We start from the raw sequence: 9401 nt of genomic DNA, 5'->3' as shown, positions 1-9401 counted from the left end.
TCGTCCAGGGCATCCAGCGCGCTGCTGCCGTTGACGCGCATGTGACGCCGGAGCCTTGGGACATGCCCGGGTATACGCATCCGGTCATTATGGCGGCCGGCACCTTCATGCAGGGAGGCAGTCTGGAGTTGTCTGCGGACGCGCCGATTCGCGAGCCTTACATCGCTTACATGCAAGGCGGTTTGACTTATAGTCACGTGAAATTGGGCGTTTTGACGGCATTGTCGGGCATGGAAATTATGAATAAACTGTAATTAAACCTAACATAACTTGACACGTTTTCGGCAGGGGGTTACAATAGGGGTATATCAAGGATGGAGAGGTTGATGCGACATGGCTGACGAAATTCGCAGAAATATGGCCTTGTTCCCGATCGGGATCGTCATGAAGCTTACCGATCTGACCGCTCGGCAGATTCGGTATTACGAGCAGCATGAGCTGATCGTGCCGGCCAGGACGAATGGCAATCAGCGTTTGTTCTCTTTTAACGACGTAGAGCGTCTGCTGGAGATCAAGTCCCTTATCGAGAAGGGCGTCAATATTGCCGGGATCAAGCAAGTCATGCACCCGGTATCCAAGGAATCCGAGGAAGCCACCGTCATCACCGAGCAGACCGAGTCGCGCCGTCGCGAGATGAGCGAGACCCAGCTGCACCGCCTGCTGAAGCAGCAGTTGTTGGAAAAGAGACCGGGCAAGGCTTCGATTATTCAAGGCCAGCTGTCCCGTTTCTATAGCAATAGACCCTAACTTATACATGCAGCTAAAGGAGAGGATTCTGTGAGTTTCACTAGAGAAGACATCTTACGCAGCGCACAGGAACAAAACGTTCGCTTTATTCGCTTGCAATTTACCGACCTTCTGGGCACGATCAAAAATGTAGAGATTCCGGTCAGCCAGCTGGAGAAGGCGTTGGATAACAAAATGATGTTCGATGGCTCGTCCATCGAAGGTTATGTACGCATCGAGGAATCGGATATGTACCTCTATCCGGATCTCGAGACTTGGATGGTATTCCCGTGGATTACCGAAAATCGCGTCGCGCGTCTCATCTGCGACATCTATATGCCGGACGGCACGCCGTTCGCCGGCGACCCGCGCGGCATCCTGAAGCGCTGTCTGAAGCAGGCCGAGGAGATGGGCTTCACCTCGATGAACGTCGGCCCCGAGCCGGAGTTCTTCCTGTTCAAGACCGACGAGAAGGGCGACCCGACGATGGAGCTCAACGACCAAGGCGGATACTTCGATCTCGCGCCGACCGATCTGGGCGAGAACTGCCGCCGCGAGATCGTGCTGACGCTCGAGGAGATGGGCTTCGAGATCGAGGCTTCTCACCACGAAGTAGCGCCGGGTCAGCATGAGATCGACTTCAAGTACGCCAGTGCGATCAAGGCAGCTGACCAGATCCAGACGTTCAAGCTGGTCGTCAAGACGATCGCACGTCAGCACGGCCTGCATGCAACCTTCATGCCGAAGCCGTTGTTCGGCGTCAATGGCTCCGGCATGCACTGCCACCAATCGTTGTTCAAGAGCAAGACGGACAATGCGTTTTATGACGAGAACGACAAGTTGGGCCTGAGCACGACAGCCCGCCATTACATGGCCGGACTGCTGAAGCATGCGCGCGGCTACGCGGTCATCACGAACCCTACGGTCAACTCGTACAAGCGTCTGGTGCCCGGCTACGAAGCGCCGGTCTACGTCGCTTGGTCGGCGAGCAACCGCAGTCCGATGATCCGTATCCCGGCTTCGCGCGGCCTGAGCACGCGCGTCGAGGTCCGCAACCCGGACCCGGCTGCGAACCCGTACCTTGCGCTCGCCGTTATGCTGGCGGCTGGACTGGACGGCATCAAGAACAAGCTGACGCTGCCTGCGCCTACCGATCGCAACATCTATGTGATGACCGAGGAAGAGCGTATCGACGAAGGCATCCCAAGCCTGCCGGCTAACCTGAAGGAAGGCCTCAACGAGCTGCTTCGCAACGAAGTCATCTGCGAGGCGCTGGGCGATCACGCGCTGGCTCACTTCTACGAGCTGAAGGAAATCGAATGGGATATGTACCGCACCCAGGTTCATCAGTGGGAGAGAGATCAGTATTTGACGCTGTATTAATAATAGGCATGCACAAAGCCTTTCTGACCGAGCTTTCGGCAGAAAGGCTTTTTTGCGTTTCACCTTGGGACAAGAACTATAGTTTATAGGGTTTTTATAAATGGAAATGTATGTTAACGTTAATCCAAAGACTCTGGAAGGAGATGGATGAATGGAGAGATATTCCCTTCCTTTGGCTAATCCTCCAATCAAATATTTGCAGCATTATGCGTATCGCCTGTCGATTATTTTGAACCATGATGAAGGCTGGCCCTGGTTCTATTCGAATTTTATTCAATTGCTTGGAAGAAAGGGCGCGACGGGCGCCGCCGACTATCGCATCGACTTTTTGCCAGCTGCATTAGGGTTCCATACATTCTTCCCCTTGCTCGATTATAGTCCTTTAAAGAAAGAAATTATCCTAAACCAGTTGCAGTGCGATGTCCATGACCTGCTGCAACGCTCCTTGCAAGAGCAGCTCTACATTTACACCTTTGTGGACGAGTTCTATATTCCACATCGGCGCTCCTACCAGCAGCAGCATTTCGGACATGACATCCTCATCTATGGCTACGACCTCTCGGAGAGGGCTTATCATGTGGTCGGCTTCGACGAAAATATGATGTACCGGGAGACGAAGGTCCGCTTTGACCAGATGGAGCAGGCAATGATGAGCGCCCCGGAGCAGCCGATTATTCAGATCTACAGGAACCAGTTCAGCTATGAACTGGACATGGAAGCGATCAAGGACGCCTTAACCGATTATATTCACGCCCACAACTCCTCCAAGCGGTTAAGGTCGTTTGTCACGCCTATGCCGGATCATCACTACTATGGACTCGCAGTGTACAGCGGACTGGAGGAGCATCTCGACATGCTCGGCGAAGATATGGGCAACTACAACATCCGTCTGACTCATCTGCTGATGGAGCATAAACAGTGTATGCTGCTGCGACTGGACTACCTGAAGAAGGAAGGTCGACTATTTGATGCAGACGAGCTGCTGGGCAGTTATCAAGAGCTCATGGACATGACGTTGAAGCTGCGTCATCTTTATCTGAAAATATCGCTATCCACGGACAAAGAGGCCCCAGGGAAAGTAAAGGACCTCCTCCTGACGCTGCGCGCGGCAGATGAAAGCTTAAGCGAGAAGATCGTAAAGCGTCTCAAAATGTAAAGGGGGTGAACGCATGACAAAGCTGGAGATCTATATGCAGAATTATAGTAAATTCACAACGACAGTGGAGCATTACGATGTAGAAGAGCTGAATCGCAAAATCAACGAGAAAAACGGGCAAACGATCGTCATTGGCGACGTAATCATCGATCCGCGCAACATCCTGAAGATTATCCCTGTCCGCTCCGAATGAGCAGGACGTTCGATTGCTGTCCGGGAGATTAAATATGAGCAAGTAAGGTGGGGAATTGATGAGAATACTGGGGTTAAGCGGTGGGTTTAATTCAATTCGAGAGGACGAGCCGGGCAACTTCAATATCAATCAAATGCGAGAGAATGCGGCTGCGGTACTCGTAGAGAACGGGAAGGTAATCGTCGCGGTCGAGGAGGAGCGTCTAAATCGCATCCCCGGCTCGAATCATCGGCCGGTGCTTGCGATTCAGCGCTGTCTAAGCGAGGCCGGTCTGACGCTGGCGGATATCGACCGAATTGCCGTCTATGGAGAGGAGAAGTTTTACAACCATTTGTTGCAACGCAATTATCTCGCCGATCCGAGCCGCTATGACACGTATGCGACGATTCGGCAGGTGATTCGCAATTATTTGGCAGAGGCGTTTGACCATCGCTTCGACGAACGATCGATTGTGTTCGTCAAGCACCAGCATGCGCATGCCGTTAGCGCATTTGCCTGCTCCGGTTATGAAAGCGCATTAGTACTGTCGATGGATCGCGCCGAGGACGGGTTCTCCGGGCTTGTAGCCAAGGCCGTCAACGACCAGTGGGAGCTGATCCAGACGTATCACGATACGGACTCGCTCGTGTCGTTCTGCAAGGAGGTAGGAGAGCATATACATCCATCCGTGACTAATTATAGACAATTATTCCAAATGTCCCGGCATGGTGATGCGACGCCCTATCGTCCGTATATCAAGACCTGCTACGAGTTGTTGCCCAATGGTTCCTACAAGCTGCGCTTCGATCCGAATGCGCTCTACGAGATCATGCGGCTGGTGCCGGAAGCCGACGCTGCGAAGCAGCAATGCAACCTGGCCGCTTCCCTGCAGGAGATGATCGAGACGATCGTGTTCCATGTGATCGGCCACTACAGAGCGGTTACCGGGGCGAGGAGGCTCTGCTTTGCCGGAGAGCTCGCAGCCAATGCAGCCTTGAACGCGAAGCTGCTGCAATCCGGACTGTTCGACGAGCTGTTTATCCAACCGATCACGCATGATGCCGGCGCTGCATTGGGCGCGGCACTGGCCCAGCAAGCGGAGGGGGACGATAGCGGCAAGCGGCAACCCATGGAAGATCTGTTCTGGGGCGCTCGGCTGGCGTCGCAGGATCATATCGAAGCCGCAGCCGAGCAGTGGGGCGCCTTTGTTGCAGTCCAACAAGCGCCGCGGCTTACAGTGGCAGAGCAAGTTGCGAGCCTGCTGGCTCGTCGCGAGGCCGTGGGCTGGATGCAGGGACGATCCGAATACGGCTCTTTCTCTCTGGGCAATCGCAGCTTGTTGATGCATCCCTACGAGGCTGTCAGCCGAATACGCGATATCCCCCAGCCGGGGATGCACAGCGCTCCTGGCGACCCGTTGATTGTCTCGATCAAGGAGAGCGCCCTGCACGATTATTTCGAGGTGCCTGCAGCGGTCTTGCCGTCGCAGTTCCGATTCGGCAACTATCTCTTGGCATGGACACCGGGCAATGACTATATGCCGGAGCCGCATGCTTATGCGCAAGTACATACGGTGTCAGCCAGCGACAATCCGGCGCTGCACCAGCTATTGGAGAGCTTCCAGCAGCAGACGGGATTCCCGTTCCTGATCCAGTCGTCGTTGCGCAATCCTGCAGAGCCGATCGTGGAGGCGCCCCACGAGGCGATCGCCCTTCTCGTGTCCGGCGAGCTGGGTCATCTGGCGATCGGCGAGCTGCTGCTGAGCAGACGCGAGACGGCGCTGCCGAGCTTGCTGCAGCTCCGACCGCAATTGCCTCGCTATGTAACGATTACGCAGAGCATCGGGTATGAATCGCCGCACAGGATGGCGCGCAAGGCTGCGCTCGTCTGTCCTCATCGAGCTGCAGACGGGACGGCGCTGTCACCGCAGCTGTATCGCCTGCTGACGAAGGCGGACGGTCGTCGTTCGTTGCGGGAGCTGCTGGAGCCGGGCAGCATGGAGGACAGTGAGCAACTGGAACGATATGCAGGCGCGATTAGAGGGCTATGGCAGCAGCGACTGCTTCTGCTGCAACCAGAGGGAGGTTAGTGATGAACATTTTAGGCTTGAATGCAGGTCCTGATCTCGTATTCGAGGATGCGTCGGACTCCGGGCTTGCCTATTCGCATGATTCGGCGGCCGTGCTTGTGCAGAATGGCCGGGTGACAGCCGGGATCGAGGAGGAGCGTTTGAATCGCATCAAGCATTCCCCCAAAGCGCCTGTGCAGGCGATTCGCTTCTGCCTGGAGCAGGGCGGCATAGGCATGGAGGATGTCGATTATATCGCGTTTTACCTGTCCTTCGAGAAGATGAAATCCGAGCTGGAGAAGACGCGCAGCGGCATACAGCGCTACATTCGCCACGCCTTCGATTACGAGTTTCCCTCGGAGCGTATCGTATTCATCAATCATCAGCTCGCTCATGCGATGAGCACCTATGCAATGTCGGGGATCGAACGCGCGCTGGTGTTTTCGGTCGACGGCAGCGGGGACGGCATCTCGGGGATGCTCTTGTCGGCCGACAACAGGCAGATGACACCGTTGCATGAGCTGCCCCGAGCCAATTCGCTTGGCGATTTTTATGAGCGGATTATCCAATTCCTCGGCTACAAGCGGTTCGATGAATACAAGGTGATGGGACTGGCGCCCTACGGAGACCCCTCGGTATACCGGGCGTTGTTCAAAACGTTCTATAGCTTGCTGCCAGGCGGCAATTACCGGATCCATGTGCAGACGTCGTTGTTGTTCGAATTGGTGCCGCCCCGCAAAAAATCAGAGCCGTTCACGCAGCAGCATAAGGATATCGCAGCAGCGCTTCAAGAGGCGCTAGAGGAGATCCTGTTCCATATCGTGGCGCATTATCAGAAGGTGACGGGTCATGATTATCTATGCCTGGCTGGCGGCGTCGCCCATAACTGTACCGCGAACGGCAAGCTGTTGTATTCCGGGCTGTTCAAGGATATCTTCGTCCAGCCGGCGGCGCATGATGCGGGAGCGGCGCTGGGAGCGGCGCTATGCGTCCATTACGAACAATGTCCTGACGATCCTTACCTGCCGTTGGAGCATCTGTACTGGGGGACGGATATCGGAGACGAGGACGCCATCCGGGAGACGCTCAGCCAGTGGGATACGTTCCTGGAGTGGGAGCATCTGGGCGATCGCGTGACGCAGCGGACGGCCGAGCTGCTCGCGGACGGACATGTTATCGGCTGGGTGCAGGGGCGCTCCGAGTTCGGTCCGCGCGCGCTAGGCAACCGGAGCATCATCGCCGATCCGCGTCCGGAGGAGAACAAGGAGATCATCAACGCCATGGTCAAGATGCGCGAGGGCTACAGACCGTTTGCTCCGTCGGTCCTGGAGGAAAAGGCGGCCGAGTATTTTGAGCTGCCGGGTCACGCCTCGAGCTTCCCCTATATGATCTTCGTGCTCAATGTGAACGAATCGAAGCGCAAGCTGCTCGGCGCAGTGACTCATGTCGATGGGACGGCCCGTATCCAGACAGTGTCCCAACAGACCAATCCGAGATACTGGTCGCTGATTCATGCGTTCGAAGCGTTGACCGGCGTGCCGATCGTGCTCAATACGTCCTTCAACAACAATGTCGAGCCAATCGTCAATTCGGTCACCGATGCGATCGTCTGTTACTTGACGACCAAGCTGCACGAGCTCGTCATCGGCGATTATCTGATCCGTAAAAAAGTCGTCGCTCAAGAAGCAATCCTCCAGCTCTATCCGAAGCTGCCTCCTTATGCAGTGCTGCGGCAGAAAAGTGGTATCGGCGCCAACGGAACAATGGAGACTGATGCGGAGATTGGGGTTAACTACTCGGAGCGTCACAGCGTATCGATATCTGCGCAGGTGTTCCGACTGCTCGCGCAAGCCGATGGAAGCCGCAGTCTTCACCAGCTCATCGCAGCCGCTCATGGCAAGGACGACCTCGTCAATCGTTCCTTTGCGTCCGAGATTCATGCGTTATGGTCTCGAAGACTAGTGGAGCTGTCGCCCGTCGTCTATGAAGGAATACAACGTATCGAAGCCAACGAAAAGGAGAGTATCGTCTCATGAGCGAACTGCAATCGATGTACAATGTGGAAGTCCAGCGGGTGGACGCTGCACATCGCCAGCTCTTGATCCAGCCTGGGCAAGAGGGCGTCGATCTGATCGGCTGGGTGGCGGAGCATCGGGATTGGATCGTCTCGGAATTGCATCAAGCCGGGGGGATCCTGTTCCGCGACTTTACGGTTCCGTCGATCGATTACTTCGAACAGGTGTCGCAGGCGCTGACGCCGACGCTAGAGGAGTATAAGGAGCGCTCGACGCCGCGCAGCGAGGTGCAAGGCAAAATCTATACCTCCACGGAGTACCCGGCCGATCAGTTCATCCCGTTGCACAACGAGAACTCGTATACCCATGCCTGGCCGCTCAAAATATGGTTCCACTGCGCGATCAATGCGCGCACTGGCGGAGAGACGCCGATCGCCGACAGCCGGGAGGTGTATGCGCGCATCAGTCCCCAGATCCGCGAGCGATTCGCGGACAAGAAGCTGATGTACGTGCGCAACGTAGGGGGCGGCATCGATCTGCCTTGGCAGACGGTATTCCAGACCGACAGTCGGGAGGAAGTGAATGCGTACTGCAAAAAAGTGCAGATCGAGGTGGAATGGCTGGGCGAGGACAGATTGAGAACGCGGTCGGTGCGCGGCGCGATTGCCAAACATCCGGCGACCTGGGAGTTGCTGTGGTTCAACCAAGCCCATCTGTTCCATGTCTCCAGTCTGCCGGAGGAGCTGAGGGACTATATGGTCGCCGCCATCGGCGAAGAAAACCTGCCGCGCAATGTGTATTACGGCGACGGCTCGCCGATCGAGCAATCGATTCTGGACGAAATTCGCGGCGTGTATGACGAGACGATGCTGGTCTTCCCTTGGCAACAGGGCGATATCGTGCTGCTGGACAATATGTTGAACGCGCATGGCCGCAATCCGTATACCGGAGACCGCAAGGTGGTCGTGGCGATGGCAGAGCCCTGGAACCAGTACGGCCTATAAAATTCGCAGGCGGGAGGAAAGCAGTCTATGGTGACACCATCAAGCAGCGTTGGCGCTATAACCTACAGCAATCATTTCAGTGCAGATCGACCAATCGTATCGGGCTGGCCCACAGATTATACGGCGGGAGGCGCATACAGCAAAGGGCTGATGTTGCAAAAAATTCCGCAGCGTTTGTTTTTCGAATTGCAGAAAAAGGCGCATTTTGCGGAGGACGAGGTATTCTGTTGCTTGGTGAGCGCAGTCCAGGCGTTGCTGGCGCGCGTAACCGATTCGGGCTCGGTGGCGGTATGCATGCCGCCTCTTCGGTCGGAGCAGGACAGCGGTCTGCCGGAAACGCTGCTGGACGTCCAATGCGACATCGCATCGACGGACTCGTTCCTGAAGCTGATGACGGATACAAGGGGGCGTGTCGCCGAGTCGAACAAGGCGTTCCTCGCCTCCCCGGAGCAAGCTTCTCCAGATCCGACCTGCACGCTGCTGGTCGCGATGGACAGCTTGCATCGGCCTTTACATAATGGACAACAGCTTGAGCTATGCTTCCGGTTTGCTGCGCTGCAGCAGGATGAACTCGAGCTGCGGCTGGAATACAACCAGCGAGCCTATGCGCAACAGACGGTGCAGCAAATCGCCGTGCTCTACCTGAGGCTGCTGGAGCAGCTTATCGCCAATCCGAATATCGAGATCGGCGAGATCGATCTGTTGAGCGAGTCGGAATGGAGCGGGACGGTGGAGGCGTGGCATGGACCGCTGGCAGCGTACCCGAGCGAGCAAGCGATGCATGAGCTGTTCGAGCGGCAAGTACGGCAGACGCCGCAGCAGATCGCGATCCGTCAAGGGGAGCGGAGCTGGACGTACGCCGAGCTGAACCGGCGGG

At 56.1% G+C, this 9401-nt stretch carries 9 protein-coding genes; all 9 read left to right on the top strand.

All coding sequences use genetic code 11. From position 1 onward, the window contains the following. Positions 1–254, top strand: a 254-nt coding sequence (locus PA598K_RS33380) for a methionine gamma-lyase family protein (RefSeq protein ID WP_185602387.1), incomplete at its 5' end; no start/stop codon positions are given. A gap of 79 nt (positions 255–333) precedes the next feature. Then, positions 334–747 (top strand): MerR family transcriptional regulator, encoded by a 414-nt coding sequence (locus tag PA598K_RS33375; protein ID WP_128661065.1) that lies wholly within the window; start codon positions 334–336, stop codon positions 745–747. Positions 748–777: 30 nt separating this feature from the next. Further along, positions 778–2109, top strand: a complete 1332-nt coding sequence (glnA, locus tag PA598K_RS33370; protein WP_128661064.1) for a type I glutamate--ammonia ligase — start codon at positions 778–780, stop codon at positions 2107–2109. Between the two features lie 151 nt (positions 2110–2260). Beyond that, positions 2261–3265 (top strand): hypothetical protein, encoded by a 1005-nt coding sequence (locus tag PA598K_RS33365; RefSeq protein WP_128661063.1) that lies wholly within the window; start codon positions 2261–2263, stop codon positions 3263–3265. Positions 3266–3278: 13 nt separating this feature from the next. After that, positions 3279–3458, top strand: coding sequence for a hypothetical protein (locus PA598K_RS33360; protein WP_128661062.1), 180 nt, complete (start codon positions 3279–3281; stop codon positions 3456–3458). 58 nt (positions 3459–3516) lie between these two features. Continuing rightward, positions 3517–5526: a carbamoyltransferase N-terminal domain-containing protein gene (locus PA598K_RS33355; RefSeq protein WP_128661061.1), complete on the top strand. Its 2010-nt coding sequence runs from the start codon at positions 3517–3519 to the stop codon at positions 5524–5526. A gap of 2 nt (positions 5527–5528) precedes the next feature. Continuing rightward, a complete protein-coding gene (locus tag PA598K_RS33350) occupies positions 5529–7541 on the top strand; it encodes a carbamoyltransferase family protein (protein WP_128661060.1) in 2013 nt (670 codons plus the stop codon). Continuing rightward, positions 7538–8524: a TauD/TfdA family dioxygenase gene (locus tag PA598K_RS33345; RefSeq protein ID WP_128661059.1), complete on the top strand. Its 987-nt coding sequence runs from the start codon at positions 7538–7540 to the stop codon at positions 8522–8524. The genes PA598K_RS33350 and PA598K_RS33345 overlap by 4 nt, the downstream gene beginning before the upstream one ends. A gap of 27 nt (positions 8525–8551) precedes the next feature. Next, positions 8552–9401: hypothetical protein (locus PA598K_RS33340; protein WP_148092030.1), on the top strand; the 850-nt coding region annotated here is incomplete at its 3' end.

The sequence above is a fragment of the Paenibacillus sp. 598K genome, assembly GCF_003851045.1.
GTDB lineage: Bacteria > Bacillota > Bacilli > Paenibacillales > Paenibacillaceae > Paenibacillus_D.
Note: the sequence above shows the minus strand (reverse complement) of the source record. Positions and strands in the feature narration are given on the sequence as shown.